Genomic DNA, 16,591 nt, shown 5'->3' with positions numbered 1-16,591 from the left:
CCTTTGTTTCAACTACGCTTTACCGTCCCGACGCGATGCATCCGCGTTGAGCGACTCACCAAAGTGGCTGGCCACCAGTCTGCGGGTGAGGTCATGCTGCGGCGAGGCCAATACTTCCTCAGTAATCCCCCGTTCCACCACTTCGCCATTGTGCATCACCAGCACCTGATCGCTAATGTGTTTCATCATGCCAAGATGTTGTGTGACATAAATGTATGAAATTTCGTGCTTTTCCTGCAATTCCAGCATCATGTTGATGATTTGCGAACGCATCGACATGTCCAGCGACGCCAGCGCTTCGTCGGCAACGATGACCTTGGGTTGCAGAATCAGTGCACGCGCCAACGCCACGCGCTGCACCTGCCCGGAGGCCAGCATATGCGGATAATAATTGGCGTGGTCCGGCAGCAAACCGACCTGACGCAGCGTTTGGTTAATGCGCACTTCACGATCGTGCGCTTCCATACTGCTCGTCAGGCGCAGCGGCGCTTCAAGAATTTGTCCGATCCGCTGACGTGGGTTCAACGACGTCGTCGGATCCTGAAAAATCATGCGGATAGTCTGACTGCGCTGGCGATAATCACCAAACTTCAGGCTCTTGTCTTCAACCAGGATCTCACCGTCGGTCGGCTCAATCATGCCCGCCAGCATTTTTGCCAGCGTGGATTTACCGGAGCCGTTTTCACCGATGATCGCCAGCGTTTGTTTTGCACGCAGCGTGAAGTTTACCGGCTTGACCGCCTGCAAATTCATCTTGCGAAACAGTCCCGTACGATAGCGGAAAGTTTTGCACAGGTTTCTGACCTCGAGCAGTGTCTCAGCCATTATTGCTCCTCCATATTGAGCGGGAAGTGGCAGGCATAGGCGTGAGTCTTGGCCAGGCGCAGGCGCGGCGTCTCAATGCATTTCTTCTGTGCGTAAGGGCAGCGTGGCCCTAGGCGGCAACCGATGGGAAGATGCTCAAGCGAGGGAATAGCGCCGGGCAGCGTGTTAAGGCGGCTCTTGTGCGGCAGAGAGTGGCCAAAGTCCGGCATCGCGCGGATAAGCGCCTGGGTATAAGGGTGATGCGGCGCCGCGAGCAAGTCCTCGCACATCGCGCTTTCCACCGTTTGCCCGCAGTAAAGCACGTTAACCCGGTTGGCCCACTTGCTCATCATCTGCAAGTCATGGCTGATCAGCAGAATGGTGGTGTTGTTGTTCTGGTTGAGTCGCGCCAGTAGACGGAAAATCTGTGCCTGCGTGGTCGGCTCCATCGCGTTGGTTGGCTCATCGGCAATCAGCAGTCGCGGCTGGTTGGCAAGCGCGATAGCAATCATCACCTTCTGGCATTCACCCTCGGTGAGCTCGTAGGGGAAGCTGGCCATGATGTCTTTATGGTCCTTGATCCCCACGCGGTGCAGCAGTTCGATAGCGCGACGTTTACGCCACATAAAACGCTGATACCAAAGACCTTTATAGGTCCAGCCCGGAATAGCCTGAATCAACTGACGACCGATACTCTCGGAAGGGTCAAGGCACGACTGTGGCTCCTGGAAAATCATCGAGATGTTATGACCAATCAGCTTGCGGCGTTCACGCGGGCTGAGCTGGAGCAGGTCGATGTCGTCGAAGCGCATACGGTCGGCGGTAACGCGCCAGTTGTCTTTGGTTACGCCACAAATTGCCTTGGCAATCAGGCTTTTGCCTGAGCCAGATTCCCCAACCAGTCCGCGAACCTCTCCCGCGGTCAGCGTGATGCTGACGCGATCGACGGCCTTCACCGGGCCGTCCGAGGTCATGAATTCGATAGTCAGATTGCGAATATCCAGTAACGGCATTATTTCACCCCTGCAATAATCGCGCGACGCACGCCATCGCCCAACAGATTGATTAATAACACGCTAATCAGGATTGCCGCACCGGGCAGCATCACGGTCCAGGGCGCGACGTAAACCAGCTCCAGCGAGTCCCCCAGCATGGCACCCCATTCCGGAGACGGAAGCTGTGCGCCGAGGTCGAGGAAGCCGAGCGCGGCAATGTCCATAATCGCCATCGACACGGAACGGGTGAACTCGGTCACCAGCACGGCGACGATGTTTGGCAGTACCGCATAGCGCAGAATTTGCAGCGTGGTTGCGCCGTCGAGACGCACCGCGACCACATACTCTTTCTCCATCTCGTCATGCACGGCAACGTAAAGCGTGCGCGCCATGCGCGGCAGCAGCGCGAGCCAGACGGCAAGATAGGCGTGTTCGAGCTTAGGCCCGATAAACGCAACCACCACAATGGCCAGCAGCAGAGAAGGGATAGACAGCAGCGTATCGAGAATGTGGTTCAGCACCGCCGAGCGGATACCGCGGGTAATCCCCGCCAATACGCCAATGATGATGGCACACACGGACGCGGCCAGCGTGACCAGGAAGGCACCGCCAATCGTTGGCGCTGCACCGCTCAGAATGCGGCTCAGCAGGTCTCGCCCTAAATCGTCGGTCCCGAGAAAGAACGAAACATCACCATAGCGTGACCACGAAGGCGGCAGCAGTTGATACCCCAGAAACTGCTGATCGAGCTGGTAAGGTGCGAGCAGGCTGCCAAAAATACACAGGAACAGCAGCCCAATCACGCCGTAAAAGCCAATCATCGACAGGCTGTCACGATAAAAAATACGCCAGGTGTAGCGCAGGGTGCTGGGCGCCTGTTTTTCACGGTATACGTTATCTAAAGGCATACCATTCCTTATGTTTCAATGGGTTCAGCATCGCGCCTAGAATGTCGGAAAGTACGTTGACCAGAATGACCAAGGTTCCCGCCACCATGACACCGGCTGAAATCGCCGCGTAGTCCTGCTGGCGAATCGCGTTAACCAGCCAGCGGCCCAGTCCCGGCCAGTTAAAGACCACCTCGGTTATCATCGCCAGCGTCAGCATGGTCGAGAATTGCAGGCCGAGCTGCGGGATAATTGGCGGCAGTGCGTTGTGCAGCACGTGGCGGCGAATAATGGTAAAGCGAGACAGGCCACGCGTTGCCGCCGCCTTAATGTAGTTTTTCGACAGCACGTCGTCGGTGCTGATGCGCATCAGGCGAATAACCTCCGTGGTCGGCGCGACCGCCAGTGCAGCAATGGGCAGGATCATGTGCTTAATCGCACTGACAATCATCTCATGGCGGTAGGGCGAGTGAGACAGCCAGGCGTCAATCAGCGCAAAGCCGGTGACCGTTTTGAGCTGATACAGCAGGTCGATACGGCCTGAAACCGGCAGCCAGCCGAGCTGGAGCGAAAAGAACAGCATCAACAGCAGCGCGAGCCAGAAGATAGGAATCGAGAAGCCGAGCAGGGCGAGAGTGCTGATAGCCACGTCCGGCCATTTTCCTCGCATGACACCCGCAGTAATGCCGAGAGGAATGCCTACCAGCAGGGCGAGGAAAAACGCCAGAACGCACAGTTCCATGGTGGCCGGGAACACGCTAAGTAACTGCTCGCCAATCGGCTCACCGTTGATGCTCGACACGCCAAAATCAAATTGGCAAACGCCAATAAAGAAGAAACGGTAGGCATCCCACAGTGAAGCGCCCTGTAAAGGGGCATGGGGCGTGAAATAGCTCAGGCTAAACGCCACCAGGCTGAGCAGAAACAGCGTAATCACCAGCAGCAGCATGCGGCGTAAAATAAAGATAATCACGGTTTCTTCTCCACCACTACAGGACCTTCGTCGCTGGCATCATTGTTGATACCGTTCGAATCTCGATAAACGCCAGCGAAGGAGGAGTTGCCAAACGGACTGAGCACCAACCCTTTAATATCATATCGATAGGCCTGCAAACGCAGTGAGGAAGCCAGCGGCAACACCGGCAGCTGTTTCTCAAGAATGGCCTGCGCCTGCTGATAATAGTCGATGCGCTGGGACAGCTGCTGCGAGAGCAATGCCTGATGAAGCAGCGCGTCAAATTCGGGGCTGCACCAGTGAGCATAGTTGGTCTGCGAGCGAATTGCCGCGCAGCTCAGCACAGGACGGAAGAAGCTGTCGGGGTCATTACTGTCGGTGGACCAGCCGGACAGCGTCAGGTCATGATTCATCTCCATCAGCCGCGCTTCCTGAAAACGCCCCTCGACCGGCACGATAATCACTTTAATGCCCACCTGCGCCAGGTCGGCCTGGATAAGCTCGGCGGTTTTGAGCGGGCTAGGATTATAGGACTGCGAAATAATCGGCACCCACAGATGCAACACGAGATCTTTTTTGCCGAGGCTGTGGAGGATTTGTCGCGCCTTGGCCGGATTATATTCAGTGACTTTGGCGTTGCTGTCGTAGGCCCAGGAGGCGCGCGGTAACACCGACGCTGCGGTCTCTGCGGTGCCGTAATAAATCGACTGCATCAGGCGCTGATTGTTGATAGCCAGCGCGATAGCTTCGCGCACGCGCGCATCGTCCAGCGGCGGCTTACCGGTGTTAAACGCCAGATAAGCCACATTCATGCCGGGGCGCAGCGTCAGGCGCAGGCGCGGGTCATCGCGCAGAATAGACAGCTGACTGGCGGCCGGATAGGCCAACACGTCGCATTCGCCGGTGAGCAGCTTGGACAAACGTCCCGTGCCGCCGACGCCCATATCGATAACCACCTGCTGCATACGCGGCACGCCCTTCCAGTATTTGCCGTTACGGGCGAGGCGCACGTACTGGCCCGCGCGGAAGCCGGAAAGCTGGAAGGGGCCGGTACCGACCGGCTGGCGATCGATTTGCTCTTCATTGCCACTTTTTTGCAGTTTGTCGGCGTATTCAGCCGACAGCACTGGCGCATAGTGCGTGGCGAGATGCCACAGGAAGGAGGCATCCGGGTTATTCAATTTAAATTCAACGGTATAGTCGTCGATTTTACGCACGCTCTTGACCGTCTTGGCAAACTGCAAACTGTCAAAATAGGGGTAATCGCTGCCGTTAACGTTGTGGTAGTGATTATTGTCGTCAATCACCCGCTCAATGCTGAACACCACGTCATCGGCGTTCATCATGCGCGTCGGGGTAAACCAGGGCGTGGTTTGGAAAGGCACGTCTTTACGCAAATGGAAACGGTAGGTCGCGCCGTTATCAAGCACTTCCCAGCTTTGCGCAAGCTGTGGGATCAGGCGATAGGTGTACGGGTCGACGTCCAGCAGACGGTCATAGAGCTGCGCGGCCAGGGTGTCGATAATGACCCCGCTGCTGGCTTTCTGCGGATTAAAGGTGTTCACCATACCGTTGACGCAGTAGACGAATCCGCTTTGACGGACATCGTGGGTCGCCATCGACGACGAGGCTGGATGCGTTTTTACGCTATCATGATTGGCAGCAGGCGTTGCTGCCGCCAGCGTAACGGCAGCAAAACATGCCGAAGACAAACCGGCAAGGGACCGCATCCAAAGGGTTAAACGACGCATAAGGGCTTCAAATGTAAGTAAGCAATCTGCTAAGTGTACCGCACTCTGCCAGACACCCCAATCATTGCGCAAACATTCGCACCAAGAGTAGCCGCAGATTCTGTATGGTAATGAGAAAAATTCTCAACAAACCCCTTTACAGAGTGTACTGATAACTATTATCATCTTCTCATCGACTGGGACACGACCCGTCCGGGACGTTATTCAGTTGATACGACATTGCTCACATTGCTTCCAGTATGACTTAGCCAGCTCGGGTGCTGGCTTTTTTTTGCCTGCAATTTAATGCTTTACCTCAGTTTTCTTCCTGTGCATTGACCTGCATCCCGTGTTTTTTCAACATTCCTCTGAGCTGGTGATAGGTCAGGCCTAGCAAATCCGCTGCACGCCGCTGGTTGAATTTTGCCTGTCGAAGCGCCTGCTCAATCAAGTTCGCCTCCACCGTATTTAGCCAGCTTTTACTGTCTACCGGCAGCGTAGGCAGGGCGAAAGGGGCGTCCTCGTCCTGCGCACGTGGAGCCTGCTTTTCTTTTTGTTGGCTAAAAGGATTGATAACGATGTTGTCCAGCGGCGTATCACTGTTGCCATGGCGATACATCGAGCGTTCAACCACGTTTTTAAGCTCCCGCACGTTGCCCGGCCAGCGGTAATCGAGCAGCGTATCTTTGGCTTCTTCGGTAAACCCAGGGAACAGCGGCAGCGAAAGTTCGCGGCACATCTGAATGGCGAAATGTTCTGCCAGCAGCATGATGTCTTGCTGACGCTCGCGCAGCGGCGGCAGTTGAATAACGTCGAAGGCCAGCCTGTCGAGCAGGTCGGCGCGAAACTTTCCGGCGGCGGCAAGGGCGGGGAGGTCATCGTTGGTTGCGCACACCAGACGCACATCGACCTGGAGCGGCTGGCTTCCTCCTACGCGTTCAAGGTGGCCGTATTCGATCACCCGCAGCAGTTTTTCCTGCACCAGCATCGGCGCGGTCGCTAATTCGTCGAGGAACAGCGTGCCGCCGTCGGCGCGTTCGAAGCGCCCAAGATGACGCTTCTGTGCGCCGGTAAACGCGCCCGCTTCGTGTCCGAACAGCTCAGAGTCGAGCAGGTTCTCATTCAGCGCGGCGCAGTTTAGTGAAATAAAAGGCCCCTGCCAGCGGCCGGACAAATAGTGTAAACGGTGAGCTATCAGTTCCTTACCCGTTCCGCGTTCACCGGTCACCAACACGGGCTTGTTTAAGGCTGCAAGCTGTGAGACCTGTTCCAGAACTTCAATAAAGGAGTTGGCTTCGCCGAGCAGATTATCAATAGTCGCTGTCATGGTGAAATTTACCAACCTTTAGTTAATTTAATCATCATTGACGTAAGCCTAGCAGAAGCTGAAATAAAAAAACTGTTTTTATTCAGTCGGATAATAAATTTTAAAAGTTGGCACGCGTCTTGTAATACCTGATGCAGGATTAACAGCAATGGCCGCCGACTCGGCGATTGTCTCGATACTGTCGGCCAGCTGGCCGTTAAATGAAAAGTCAAAGAGGAACGTTGATTATGGGTATTTTTTCTCGCTTTGCTGACATCGTAAACGCCAACATTAATAACCTGCTTGATAAAGCAGAAGATCCGCAGAAGTTGGTGCGCCTGATGATTCAGGAAATGGAAGATACGCTGGTGGAGGTGCGCTCAACGTCTGCTCGTGCGCTGGCCGAGAAGAAACAGCTGAACCGCCGCATCGAACAGGGCGAAGCGCAACAGAAAGAGTGGCAAGACAAAGCCGAACTGGCGCTGCGTAAAGAGAAAGACGATTTGGCGCGTGCGGCTCTGATTGAGAAACAAAAACTCGTCGAGCTGGTGGCTACGCTTAAACATGAAGTCATCACGGTTGAAGAAACGCTGGACCGCATGAAGTCTGAAATTGGCGAGTTGGAAAGCAAGCTGACTGAAACGCGTGCGCGCCAGCAGGCACTGACTTTGCGTCATCAGGCGGCCTCTTCCTCGCGCGACGTTCGTCGCCAGTTGGACAGCGGCAAGATTGATGAAGCGATGGCGCGTTTTGAACACTTCGAGCGCCGTATCGACAGCATGGAAGCCGAAGCGGAGTCGATGAGTATTGGCAAAAAGAAAAGTCTCGACCAGCAGTTTGCCGAGCTGAAGGCCGATGACGAAATCAGCGCTCAGATTGAGGCGCTGAAGGCTAAAATGCAGGCCAACAAAGACGCCTAACGTTCGCGGTTCATTGCGCGTTGGCGAATGCGCTTTCTTAAAAACGAGCTGCATTCAAAACAAAAAGTCCTAGAGGACCTAAAGGAGTAGACATGAGCGTCCTATTTTTAGCCATTCCACTGACAATATTTGTGTTATTTGTCGCGCCGATTTGGCTGTGGCTACACTACAGCAACCGGTCACAGAACGGCGGTCAGTTAAGCCAGAACGAGTACCAAAATTTACAGCAACTTGCCGGCGAAGCACGCCGCATGCGCGAAAGAATCCAGGCGCTGGAAGAAATCCTTGATGCCGAGCATCCGGGTTGGAGGCAATCTTAATGTCAACCACGCTGTCACAAAGGAAGCTATACCGTGTGCCGGAAGAGGGCGTCTTTAAAGGCGTCTGCGCCGGGCTCTCGCACTATCTCGGCGTACCGGTCAAACTGCTGCGTCTGATTGTGGTGCTGTCGCTGTTCTTAGGCCTGTTTATGTTCACCGTCGTGGCCTATTTCCTGTTGGCTTGGCTCCTAGAGCCGGTTCCGTCGGAAATTTTCGGCGACGAGCAGCCGGTGACGGCTCATGACCTGCTGGTCGAAGCCGACCGCGAACTTAACGCCAGTGAGCAACGATTGAGGCAGGTAGAGCGGTATGTCACCTCTGAAACCTTTGGGGTACGCAGCCGCTTCAAGGATCTCTAAGCCAATCACTTTTTCACTTTCGATTTGGCGCTTTTTCAGGAGGACAGTTTATGCGTTATGCATCCGCCGCCGCGGTATCAGCAAACAGTGGCCTGTTGAAGAAGGCCTTTAAATTTATCATTATGGTCGTCTTGACCTTCGCACCGGCGGGCGTTGCTGCCCGCGTGCTCGGCCTGCTGGGTAAAGGTCCGCTGCGCTATGTGCTGGCTCTGTTTCTTGAGCCTTTAGTCAGAAGGTTGTTAACCGCCGTATTCGGGCGTTATGCCAGGGAGAGCAATGAAAAGACTTCAAAATGAATTCACTTCTATGGTCAACCGTGGGGTAGACCGCCACCTACGGCTTGCCGTTACCGGCCTTAGCCGCAGCGGTAAGACGGCCTTCATTACCTCATTGGTCAATCAGTTATTACACGTTCACAGCGGCTCAAGATTGCCGCTGTTTTCTGCTGTGCGCGAAGAGCGGTTGCTGGGAGTCAAACGCGTACCCCAGCGTGACCTTGGCGTGTCACGTTTTACCTACGACGAAGGCATTGCCCAGCTTTATGGCACGCCGCCCGCATGGCCAACCCCAACGCGAGGCGTGAGTGAAATCCGTCTTGCGCTGCGTTTTCGCTCTAATGACTCTCTCCTGCGCCACTTTAAAGACACCTCGACGCTGTATCTCGAGATAGTCGATTATCCCGGCGAGTGGCTGCTGGATTTACCGATGCTCGAGCAGGACTATTTGAGCTGGTCACGGCAGATGGCTGGCCTGTTACAGGGGCAGCGCGCCGATTGGGCGGCACCCTGGCTTGCACTGTGCCGCCAGTGCGACCCACTGGCGCCGGCCGATGAAAATCAGCTGGCGGCCATCGCACAGGCCTACACGGCTTATCTGCTGCGCTGCAAAGACGAAGGTCTGCATTTTATTCAGCCTGGGCGTTTTGTGTTACCGGGCGATCTGGCCGGTGCACCGGCACTACAGTTTTTCCCATGGCCTGAACTGCATCAGTTTAGCGACAGCCAGTTGGCGCAGGCTGATAAACACAGCAATCTGGGCATGCTGCGCCAGCGCTTCGACTACTACTGTTCGAACATTGTTAAAGGCTTCTATAAGGAACACTTTGTCCGCTTTGACCGGCAGATAGTGCTGGTTGACTGCCTGCAACCCCTAAATAGCGGTCCCCAGGCGTTTAACGACATGCGCCTCGCGCTGACACAGCTAATGCAAAGTTTTCACTATGGAAAACGCACGCTATTTCGCCGCCTGTTTGCCCCCTGCATCGATAAACTGATGTTTGCCGCCACCAAGGCCGATCATATCACCGGCGATCAGCACGCCAATCTGGTTTCTCTGTTGCAGCAGTTGGTGCAAGAAGCATGGCAAAACGCCGCCTTCGAAGGTATCAGCATGGACTGCGCCGGGCTTGCTTCTGTGCAGGCTACCGAGAGCGGACTGGTAGAGTATCAGGGCCAGTCTATCCCGGCGGTCAAAGGGCACCGTCTTGAAGACGGTCAGGCGTTGACGGTTTATCCCGGTGAGGTGCCTTCACGTTTGCCGGGCAACGCTTTCTGGGAGCAGCAGGGTTTTCACTTTGACGACTTCCGCCCACGCCAGATGAACATTGATGTGCCGTTGCCGCATATCAGAATGGATTCTGTGATGGAGTTTTTACTGGGAGATAAAATGCGATGAACGAGCCACTGAAACCGCGTATTCATTTCGAACAGAACATTCAGCCTCCTGAAGAACATAAGCTCCGGGCGGCACAAAGTTTCGACGGTGCGCAGGCCGAGAATTTCCTGGCCGTGCCTGATACTGACCCGTTGCTTGCGCAGGAAGGACAGGCCGAGGCGGTGGTCAGCCGAGCGTTGAAACCGCGCCGCAGTTTGTGGAGTAAAATGGTTCGGCTCGGCGTGGTGGTATTTGCTGCAAGCTTAGTGGGACAGGGCGTTCAGTGGGTGCATCAGTCGTGGAATCAACAGGACTGGATTGCGCTCGGTGCCTGTACTGCTGGGGGATTGATTGTTGTGGCCGGTGTCGGGTCGGTACTGACCGAGTGGCGACGCCTTTATCGTCTGCGCCAGCGAGCCGATGAGCGCGACGTCGCGACCGACCTGTTGCACAGCCACGCGCTTGGTCAGGGACGCGCATTTTGTGAAAAACTTGCCCGTCAGGCAGCGTTGGACCAAAGTCATCCGGCGCTTCAGCGCTGGCAGGCTTCGCTGCACGAAACACACAGTGACCGTGAAGTCGTTGAGCTTTATGCGCGTCTGGTTCAGCCGGTGCTTGACGGACAGGCGCGTCGCGAGATAAGTCAGTCAGCCGCAGAATCAGCGCTAATGATTGCCGTTAGCCCGTTAGCGTTGGTCGATATGGGGTTTATCGCCTGGCGAAATCTGCGTTTGGTTAATCGTATTGCCAGTTTGTACGGCATAGAGCTGGGCTATTACAGCCGGATCCGGCTGTTCCGTTTGGTATTGCTCAATATTGCGTTCGCGGGAGCCACCGAGCTGGTAAGGGAGATTGGTATGGACTGGATCTCGCAAGACTTAGCGGCCCGTCTTTCGGCGCGTGCGGCACAGGGTATTGGCGCTGGCTTGCTGACCGCGCGTCTGGGCGTCAAAACGATGGAGCTTTGCCGTCCGCTGCCGTGGCTCGAAGGGGATAAACCGCGCCTTGGCGATTTTCGCAGTGAACTCGTCGGCAAGTTAAAGGCGACAATGAACAAAAGCGATAAAGCAAAATAGTGGCATGGCGGAGGTTCTGTGAAACAGGATCGCCGCTAGAATAGCTAACAGGCTTAAGGTATTGCAGAACAGGGAAGTCGTAATGTGCTGTCGAGTGTTTTAGACAAACTTTGAAGGAATTTTACAACCTGTAGAGGGCAACGCGATGGTGGTGGGGGAAGGATTCGAACCTTCGAAGTCGATGACGGCAGATTTACAGTCTGCTCCCTTTGGCCGCTCGGGAACCCCACCACGAAATTCGTGGATTTCTTGTTTTACTCTTTACTTCAGTACCTGCCGCGTGGCTTGTCGCGGTAAGCGGGGCGCATCATATCAAATGAAACGCAGCTGTAAAGCCTTGAAACGCAGAAAATAGTTAAAACAGGTTCGAATGCCGATTTTTTGCACGTGCGGGCGTTTTACTAACCAAAAACGCCCGCGGTAGGCTTAAAGAATGACCGTACGGTTGCCGTAAACAAATACGCGCTGCTGAAGAACTTTATAAATTGCGCGACTCAGCACGTTCTTTTCAACGTCGCGGCCGGCACGCATCATATCGTCAGCGGTGTAAGTGTGATCGACATTAATAACGTCCTGCATGATGATTGGGCCTTCATCCAGATTGTCATTAACGTAGTGCGCCGTTGCACCGATGATCTTCACGCCACGCTCATAGGCCTGATGGTAAGGGCGCGCGCCGATAAACGCCGGCAGGAAAGAGTGGTGAATATTGATAACCTGGTTCGGATAGTGCTGTACAAAGCCCGGCGTTAACACGCGCATATATTTCGCCAGTACCACATAGTCAGGCTGGTATTGGTCAATCTGCGCCATCATCGCGCTGTCGTGCTGCTCGCGGGTCAGACCTTCGTGGCTAACCAGATGGAAAGGAATATCGAAGCGCTCAACCAGCGTTTGCAGGGTGTCGTGGTTACCGATAACGGCCGCAATCTCGACGTCCAGGCCGCCGTAGACGGATTTCATCAGCAGATCGCCCAGGCAATGCGCCTCTTTGGTCACCAAAATGACGATACGACGACGGTCGGTGCTTTGTAGCTCACGGATGGAACCTTTCGGCAGCGCGCTGTCGAGATCGGCTAACAAGGTGTTGTCGTTAAAGATGCCTTCCAGCTCGGTGCGCATGAAGAAGCGGCCGGTGCGATGATCGACATATTCATTGTTCTGCACGATATTCAGCTCGTGCTTGTAACAAATATTGGTGATCTTGGCGATCAGCCCTTTAGCATCAGGACAAATAGTGCGTAAAACTTTGGTTTGAACGTTGTGATGTGACATCAGAGTCTAAATCCTGTCCCCCTCATTATTATTGAGGGAATATGTTAATTATGCGTCTATCGCGTTGGGGCATTATGCCGCGTTATTTTGCGCAGCACTTCTTATATTTTTTGCCAGAACCGCAGGTGCAAGGATCGTTTCTCCCTACCTGCGGCTTAATTCCATCGACATAATACCAGTGTTTATTTACTCGAAGAAAGCGTGAACGTTCGTGGATTAGCACGGTATCTGGATTGCCCTCTTCCTGATAGCGTGCAGCGAACTCAACGAAACCTTCATCGGCGCTTTTACCCTTTGCGGTGGCAACGACGTTCAGCCCCAACCAGTGAGTAGAGCCAAACCCTTCGAGCAGGGCAGCCCGCAGTTCGGGAACGCGGCAGTCAGGGTGCCAGCTTGCAATCAGGTAGTCTGCATTTTCGGTCACGTAAGCGCTGTAACGTGAACGCATCAGTGCTTCGGGGGTCGCCGCAGGGCGCACGCCGGTGATTGCCGGTTGGCAACATTGTTCAAACTCGGACTCGCTGCCGCAAGGGCATAAACTGTTCACATTAACTCCGGTAACTGGCAGCGCGCAGTGCGTGCTATTGAATGCTAAAGGGCGTTATGTTACCTAACATTGTCACCGAGTGACAACGCACAAGCGGCGGCAAATACTCCGTCATCAGGCAGAGATAGGAAAAATAATGGCACGACAGCTGAAAATTGGTCTGGCTCTGGGCTCAGGGGCAGCAAAAGGTTGGGCTCATATTGGTGTGATCAATGCGCTGCATGAGATGGGAATTGAAGTCGATATCGTGGCGGGATGCTCGGTGGGATCATTGGTCGGTGCGGCCTACGTCAGTGGGCGTCTCCCGGCGATGGAAGGCTGGGTAAGGTCGTTTAGCTATTGGGACGTATTAAGGCTGATGGACTTCTCATGGCGACGCGGCGGTCTGCTGCGCGGCGAGAGGATTTTTAACGCCGTCTCTCAGCTGCTGCGCATCGAAGACTTTGAGCAATGTAATCGAAAATTTGGTGCGGTGGCCACCAACCTCAGTACGGGGAGAGAGCTTTGGCTCACTAAAGGCGATCTGCATCAGGCAGTGCGTGCGTCCTGCAGTATGCCGGGCCTGCTGGCACCGGTGTGGTTTAACGGCTACTGGCTGGTTGATGGTGCGGTGGTCAATCCGGTGCCGGTTTCGCTGACCCGCGCGATGGGGGCGGATATCGTTATCGCCGTTGATCTACAGCATGAGGCACATTTAATGCAGCAAGATCTGCTGTCGGTACAGGCAAATCCCGACAACATTGACGACGTCAAAGAGCTCAACTGGCGCGACAAAATTCGTCAGAAGCTTGCCCGGCCAGTGGTCAGACAGAACAGCCAAACCCCAACCGCGATGGAAATCATGTCGACGTCTATTCAGGTGCTCGAAAATCGTCTTAAGCGCTATCGTATGGCGGGTGATCCGCCGGACGTGGTCCTTCAGCCGTTTTGCCCACAAATTTCTACCCTTGATTTCCACCGTGCTGAAGAGGCTATTGAGGCGGGGCGACTGGCGGTTGAGAAGCAGATGGACCAGCTGCTGCCATTGGTTAAAAACAATCATTTCTGAACGGTTTAGCAACATTCCAGCGTTATCTGATAATTCTGACGGGCAAAATTACGCTTTATAGGCCACTATTAGGGGGAAGAATTTCTGGGAGACCCTGATGGACAAGCCACTTACAAGCAAGCACATCCTGATCGTCGAAGACGAAGCCGTTTTCAGATCGGTACTGGCAGGCTATGTGAGTTCGTTGGGGGCAACCTTTACCGAAGCGGCAAACGGGCTTGAAGCCTTGTCTCTGGTTGAGGAGTTTCCCCCTGATTTAATCCTCTGTGATTTGGCAATGCCTGAAATGGGCGGCATCGAGTTTGTTGAAAGCCTCCGCCTGCAGGGGAGCAAGATCCCCGTTCTGGTTATCTCCGCCACGGATAAAATGACCGACGTCGCGACTATGCTCCGTTTGGGCGTAGAAGACGTGCTGCTCAAACCTGTTAACGACCTCAATCGCCTTCGTGAGGCGCTATTAACCAGCCTTTATCCCAAACTGTTTTCCTCTCAGGCGCTAGAAAAAAGCGATTTGATGCAAGACTGGGAAGCGCTGTGCCGCAACCCGCATGAGGCTGCGAGACTGTTGCAAGAGTTGCAACCGCCTGTTCAGCAAACCCTCGCTCACTGCCGCATTAACTACCGCCAACTGACTATGGCGCAAAACGCCGGTCTGGTGCTGGACATTGCGGCTCTTTCTGCGAAAGATCTGGGCTTTTATTGCCTCGATGTGACCCGTGCCAGTGAAAACGGCGTATTGGCCGCTTTATTATTGCGCGCGATCTTCAATGGACTGCTGCGCGAGCACCTCAGTAATCAAAATCAGCGACTGCCACAAATGTCTGCGCTGCTGAAACAGGTTAATCATTTGTTTAAGCAGGCCCATTTAGAGGGGCAATTCCCGATGTTGATGGGTTATTACAACGCAGAACAAAAAAATCTAATTCTGGTTTCTGCAGGATTACATGCCAACATAAATACCGGCACAAATCAGATTCAGCTGAGTAACGGAGTGCCCCTCGGCACCCTTGGTTCGTCTTACTCCAATCAGGTAAGTCAGCGTTGTGAAGCATGGCAATGTCAGGTTTGGGGGGCAGGTGGTCGCCTCAGATTAATGCTTTCTGCTGAATAAACCCTCATCGAAGCGCCGATTTTTAACGGGTAGAACTCCGCTTAACCCGCTTTATCCCTCAGATTTTATGGATTATTTTCCAAGAGTAATCTTGGGTCTTGTTCCTTGTCCAACGCACGTTGGACGTCGCGAAGCCCTTTGAAACTGTTATACTGCCGCCCAATATTCGTCGCAGCGATTCCAAAGGATCCGGAAAAAGCCCGCGCTTGCGTATTACTTAATCGTCTTGCGAGTTTTCAATATTGGGGAGTTGCTCATGAAAGTCACCGTATTTGGAATAGGTTATGTTGGCTTGGTTCAGGCGGCGGTGTTGGCAGAAGTTGGGCACGAAGTGCTGTGCATTGACGTGGATGCCAAAAAGGTTGAGAACTTGAAGAACGGACAAATACCGATTTTCGAACCGGGTTTGACTCCATTGGTTAAGCAAAACTACGAATCAGGCCGCCTCAAATTCAGCATTGATGCTGAAGAGGGGGTTGCGCATGCTCAGGTGCAGTTTATTGCCGTCGGCACGCCGCCTGATGAAGATGGATCGGCTGACCTGAAATACGTAACCGCCGTGGCGCGCACCATTGCCCAGTATATGACCTCGCCAAAGATTGTTATCGACAAGTCTACCGTGCCGGTTGGAACGGCGGACAAAGTGCGTCAGGTTATGGGACAGACTCTTCAACAGCGCGGTATTAAGCTCTCATTTGACGTTATTTCGAATCCTGAGTTTCTGAAAGAGGGGGCTGCGGTGGCTGACTGCATGCGACCTGAGCGCATCGTAATTGGTACCGATAATCCAGACGCTATCGAGCCGATTCGCGAGCTGTACGAGCCTTTTAACCGCAATCACGACAGAATGATCGTGATGGACATTCGCAGCGCAGAGTTGACGAAATATGCGGCTAACTGCATGTTGGCCACCAAAATCAGCTTCATGAATGAAATGTCGAATCTGGCCGAGTTATTGGGGGCAGATATCGAGAAAGTCCGACAGGGGATTGGTTCCGATTCACGTATCGGCTATCACTTTATTTATCCAGGCTGTGGATATGGCGGCTCCTGTTTCCCGAAAGATGTGCAGGCATTGATCCGCACCTCAGAACAAATTGGCTATCAGCCAAAACTGCTTCAGGCAGTGGAACAGGTTAATGCTCAGCAGAAATATAAACTGCCGACGTTTGTTGAACGTCATTTCGGTAAAAATCTAGCAGGAAAAACCTTTGCACTTTGGGGGCTGTCATTTAAGCCGAACACCGACGATATGCGTGAAGCATCGAGCCGAGTGCTAATGGAACAACTTTGGGCGGCGGGCGCAAAAATTAAAGCCTACGATCCTGAGGCAATGAATGAAACTCAACGTATTTATGGTCACCGCAGCGATTTAGAACTGATGGGAACCAAAGAAGCGGCATTACAAGGTGCCGATGCGTTGGTTATTTGTACAGAGTGGCAGAATTTCCGCGCCCCCGATTTTGATTTGATGAAAAGCTCTTTAAAGAGCCCGGTTATTTTTGATGGCCGTAATTTGTTTGATCCGGATCGACTCGAAAAACGTGGTTTTACCTATTATGGGATTGGCCGCGGTGCATCAGTGAATCCGGTATTGTAAGGAGA

At 53.8% G+C, this 16,591-nt stretch carries 17 protein-coding genes and 1 tRNA gene; 9 read left to right on the top strand and 9 right to left on the bottom strand.

The genetic code is table 11. The features are described 5' to 3' along the window. Positions 1-12: 12 nt before the first annotated feature. The 6 genes from sapF to pspF all read right to left on the bottom strand — a co-directional run bounded on the left by sapF (position 13) and on the right by pspF (position 6,698). Positions 13-825, bottom strand: coding sequence for a putrescine export ABC transporter ATP-binding protein SapF (gene sapF, locus O1V65_RS10560; RefSeq protein ID WP_017492953.1), 813 nt, complete (start codon positions 823-825; stop codon positions 13-15). Then, positions 825-1,817, bottom strand: a complete 993-nt coding sequence (gene sapD / locus O1V65_RS10555; protein WP_017492954.1) for a putrescine export ABC transporter ATP-binding protein SapD — start codon at positions 1,815-1,817, stop codon at positions 825-827. Before sapD ends, sapF begins: the two co-directional genes overlap by 1 nt. Beyond that, positions 1,817-2,707, bottom strand: a complete 891-nt coding sequence (gene sapC / locus O1V65_RS10550) for a putrescine export ABC transporter permease SapC (RefSeq protein WP_017492955.1) — start codon at positions 2,705-2,707, stop codon at positions 1,817-1,819. Before sapC ends, sapD begins: the two co-directional genes overlap by 1 nt. Next, positions 2,694-3,659: a putrescine export ABC transporter permease SapB gene (sapB, locus tag O1V65_RS10545; protein WP_192503541.1), complete on the bottom strand. Its 966-nt coding sequence runs from the start codon at positions 3,657-3,659 to the stop codon at positions 2,694-2,696. Before sapB ends, sapC begins: the two co-directional genes overlap by 14 nt. Then, the gene (gene sapA / locus O1V65_RS10540) at positions 3,656-5,392 is read right to left on the bottom strand and encodes an ABC transporter substrate-binding protein SapA (RefSeq protein ID WP_273637181.1); all 1,737 of its coding nucleotides are present in this window, start codon (positions 5,390-5,392) and stop codon (positions 3,656-3,658) included. Before sapA ends, sapB begins: the two co-directional genes overlap by 4 nt. A gap of 295 nt (positions 5,393-5,687) precedes the next feature. Then, positions 5,688-6,698 carry a phage shock protein operon transcriptional activator gene (pspF, locus tag O1V65_RS10535; RefSeq protein WP_017493040.1) on the bottom strand — a complete coding sequence of 337 codons (1,011 nt, stop codon included), beginning with the start codon at positions 6,696-6,698 and terminating at the stop codon, positions 5,688-5,690. Positions 6,699-6,925: 227 nt separating this feature from the next. On the opposite strand from pspF, the gene pspA reads away from it, so the two are divergent. The 6 genes from pspA to O1V65_RS10505 all read left to right on the top strand — a co-directional run bounded on the left by pspA (position 6,926) and on the right by O1V65_RS10505 (position 11,005). Beyond that, positions 6,926-7,597 carry a phage shock protein PspA gene (gene pspA, locus O1V65_RS10530; protein ID WP_017493041.1) on the top strand — a complete coding sequence of 224 codons (672 nt, stop codon included), beginning with the start codon at positions 6,926-6,928 and terminating at the stop codon, positions 7,595-7,597. A gap of 92 nt (positions 7,598-7,689) precedes the next feature. Next, positions 7,690-7,917 (top strand): envelope stress response membrane protein PspB, encoded by a 228-nt coding sequence (pspB, locus tag O1V65_RS10525; RefSeq protein ID WP_017493042.1) that lies wholly within the window; start codon positions 7,690-7,692, stop codon positions 7,915-7,917. Then, on the top strand, positions 7,917-8,276 hold the full coding sequence (gene pspC, locus O1V65_RS10520; RefSeq protein ID WP_017493043.1) for an envelope stress response membrane protein PspC: 360 nt from the start codon (positions 7,917-7,919) through the stop codon (positions 8,274-8,276). Before pspB ends, pspC begins: the two co-directional genes overlap by 1 nt. Positions 8,277-8,326: 50 nt before the next feature. Further along, positions 8,327-8,572 (top strand): phage shock protein PspD, encoded by a 246-nt coding sequence (locus O1V65_RS10515; RefSeq protein ID WP_017493044.1) that lies wholly within the window; start codon positions 8,327-8,329, stop codon positions 8,570-8,572. Further along, positions 8,553-9,950 carry a YcjX family GTP-binding protein gene (locus O1V65_RS10510; RefSeq protein ID WP_165429651.1) on the top strand — a complete coding sequence of 466 codons (1,398 nt, stop codon included), beginning with the start codon at positions 8,553-8,555 and terminating at the stop codon, positions 9,948-9,950. The genes O1V65_RS10515 and O1V65_RS10510 overlap by 20 nt, the downstream gene beginning before the upstream one ends. After that, positions 9,947-11,005 carry a YcjF family protein gene (locus O1V65_RS10505; protein ID WP_269130484.1) on the top strand — a complete coding sequence of 353 codons (1,059 nt, stop codon included), beginning with the start codon at positions 9,947-9,949 and terminating at the stop codon, positions 11,003-11,005. Before O1V65_RS10510 ends, O1V65_RS10505 begins: the two co-directional genes overlap by 4 nt. 146 nt (positions 11,006-11,151) lie before the next feature. Here the strand turns inward: O1V65_RS10505 and O1V65_RS10500 are convergent. From O1V65_RS10500 to O1V65_RS10490, 3 genes are all read right to left on the bottom strand, one after another. Continuing rightward, positions 11,152-11,236: transfer RNA gene (locus O1V65_RS10500), tRNA-Tyr, on the bottom strand. A 195-nt stretch (positions 11,237-11,431) separates the two neighbouring features. Beyond that, positions 11,432-12,280, bottom strand: coding sequence for a formyltetrahydrofolate deformylase (purU, locus tag O1V65_RS10495; RefSeq protein ID WP_017493047.1), 849 nt, complete (start codon positions 12,278-12,280; stop codon positions 11,432-11,434). 82 nt (positions 12,281-12,362) lie between these two features. Then, complete coding sequence (locus tag O1V65_RS10490; protein WP_017493048.1) at positions 12,363-12,827, bottom strand: YchJ family protein; 465 nt, start codon at positions 12,825-12,827, stop codon at positions 12,363-12,365. A gap of 136 nt (positions 12,828-12,963) precedes the next feature. Between O1V65_RS10490 and rssA the strand changes: the two genes are divergently transcribed. The 3 genes from rssA (at position 12,964) to O1V65_RS10475 (ending at position 16,586) form a co-directional block, all read left to right on the top strand. Further along, the gene (gene rssA, locus O1V65_RS10485) at positions 12,964-13,875 is read left to right on the top strand and encodes a patatin-like phospholipase RssA (protein WP_017493049.1); all 912 of its coding nucleotides are present in this window, start codon (positions 12,964-12,966) and stop codon (positions 13,873-13,875) included. Positions 13,876-13,972: 97 nt separating this feature from the next. Then, positions 13,973-14,986: a two-component system response regulator RssB gene (gene rssB / locus O1V65_RS10480; protein WP_017493050.1), complete on the top strand. Its 1,014-nt coding sequence runs from the start codon at positions 13,973-13,975 to the stop codon at positions 14,984-14,986. Between the two features lie 256 nt (positions 14,987-15,242). Further along, positions 15,243-16,586, top strand: a complete 1,344-nt coding sequence (locus O1V65_RS10475; protein WP_165429650.1) for a UDP-glucose dehydrogenase family protein — start codon at positions 15,243-15,245, stop codon at positions 16,584-16,586. Positions 16,587-16,591 lie beyond the last annotated feature (5 nt).

It is taken from the genome of Rouxiella badensis (assembly GCF_026967515.2).
GTDB classification, from domain to species: Bacteria; Pseudomonadota; Gammaproteobacteria; order Enterobacterales; family Enterobacteriaceae; genus Rouxiella; species Rouxiella badensis.
The sequence above is the reverse complement of the archived record's forward strand: the minus strand, read 5'-3'. Positions and strand labels throughout refer to the sequence as shown.

Excerpts from the sequence above, each read along its gene's own strand:
- sapF (WP_017492953.1), bottom strand. The coding sequence starts at position 825 with ATGGCTGAGACACTGCTCGAGGTCAGAAACCTGTGCAAAACTTTCCGC.
- sapD (WP_017492954.1), bottom strand. The coding sequence starts at position 1,817 with ATGCCGTTACTGGATATTCGCAATCTGACTATCGAATTCATGACCTCG.
- sapC (WP_017492955.1), bottom strand. The coding sequence starts at position 2,707 with ATGCCTTTAGATAACGTATACCGTGAAAAACAGGCGCCCAGCACCCTG.
- sapA (WP_273637181.1), bottom strand. The coding sequence starts at position 5,392 with ATGCGTCGTTTAACCCTTTGGATGCGGTCCCTTGCCGGTTTGTCTTCG.
- pspF (WP_017493040.1), bottom strand. The coding sequence starts at position 6,698 with ATGACAGCGACTATTGATAATCTGCTCGGCGAAGCCAACTCCTTTATT.
- pspA (WP_017493041.1), top strand. The coding sequence starts at position 6,926 with ATGGGTATTTTTTCTCGCTTTGCTGACATCGTAAACGCCAACATTAAT.
- pspB (WP_017493042.1), top strand. The coding sequence starts at position 7,690 with ATGAGCGTCCTATTTTTAGCCATTCCACTGACAATATTTGTGTTATTT.
- pspC (WP_017493043.1), top strand. The coding sequence starts at position 7,917 with ATGTCAACCACGCTGTCACAAAGGAAGCTATACCGTGTGCCGGAAGAG.
- O1V65_RS10515 (WP_017493044.1), top strand. The coding sequence starts at position 8,327 with ATGCGTTATGCATCCGCCGCCGCGGTATCAGCAAACAGTGGCCTGTTG.
- O1V65_RS10510 (WP_165429651.1), top strand. The coding sequence starts at position 8,553 with ATGAAAAGACTTCAAAATGAATTCACTTCTATGGTCAACCGTGGGGTA.
- O1V65_RS10505 (WP_269130484.1), top strand. The coding sequence starts at position 9,947 with ATGAACGAGCCACTGAAACCGCGTATTCATTTCGAACAGAACATTCAG.
- purU (WP_017493047.1), bottom strand. The coding sequence starts at position 12,280 with ATGTCACATCACAACGTTCAAACCAAAGTTTTACGCACTATTTGTCCT.
- rssA (WP_017493049.1), top strand. The coding sequence starts at position 12,964 with ATGGCACGACAGCTGAAAATTGGTCTGGCTCTGGGCTCAGGGGCAGCA.
- rssB (WP_017493050.1), top strand. The coding sequence starts at position 13,973 with ATGGACAAGCCACTTACAAGCAAGCACATCCTGATCGTCGAAGACGAA.
- O1V65_RS10475 (WP_165429650.1), top strand. The coding sequence starts at position 15,243 with ATGAAAGTCACCGTATTTGGAATAGGTTATGTTGGCTTGGTTCAGGCG.